Below are 614 nucleotides of genomic sequence, written 5' to 3'. Positions count from 1 at the left end.
CAGCTCTATTTCGGCGCGCGCCACTTGCTCTGCGTCGCTGACGACACGCGACAGGAGAGCGGCAAGGCTCTCCTGTTCGGTCGGGTTTTCACCCCTGTCCATCATTGCCCCCCGGGTATGGCCGGATCAGGCCTTGTTGTCATGATCGGTGGCAAGGCCCGCCTGGATCAATCGTACCAGCACGAAGCCAAGCGCAGCTGCGGTGCCGATCGCGATCGCCGGGCTCTTCTGCACGAAGCCGCGCGCGTCTTCGATCAAGTCGTCAAGTTCCTTGGCCTTCAGGCCTTCCGAGAAACCCGCAACCTTGTCCGCAGCGGTGCGGGCATATTGGCCATATTGCTCGCCCAGCTTGTCATCGACAGTGCCTGCGGCATCGTTGATCATTTTCACGATTTCATCCAGCGCACCGCCCGCGCGCGCCTTGCCGTCCTCGGCATAGGTCTTGGCGCGATCGACGGCTTCCTTGCCGAGCTTGGCGGCGCTGTCCTTGAACAATTGCGTCGCGCTGAGGGTGGCCTTGGCCGGCTCGTGCGCGGCTTCGGTTACGGCAGCTTCTGCTTTGTGGATCGCAGTGGACGTATCGTTCGGAGTGGTAGCCATGACAAGCGCCCTTC

At 62.4% G+C, this 614-nt stretch carries 1 protein-coding gene; it reads right to left on the bottom strand.

Translation table 11 applies throughout. The annotated features are described in order from the left end of the window. Nucleotides 1-126 precede the first annotated feature (126 nt). A partial coding sequence (locus tag AACY52_RS29325) for a hypothetical protein (protein WP_339561220.1) occupies nucleotides 127-614 on the bottom strand: 488 nt, incomplete at its 5' end.

Source organism: Pseudomonas sp. EA_65y_Pfl1_P113 (assembly GCF_963970525.1).
Lineage (GTDB): Bacteria > Pseudomonadota > Gammaproteobacteria > Pseudomonadales > Pseudomonadaceae > Aquipseudomonas > Aquipseudomonas tritici.
Note: the sequence above shows the minus strand (reverse complement) of the source record. Positions and strands in the feature narration are given on the sequence as shown.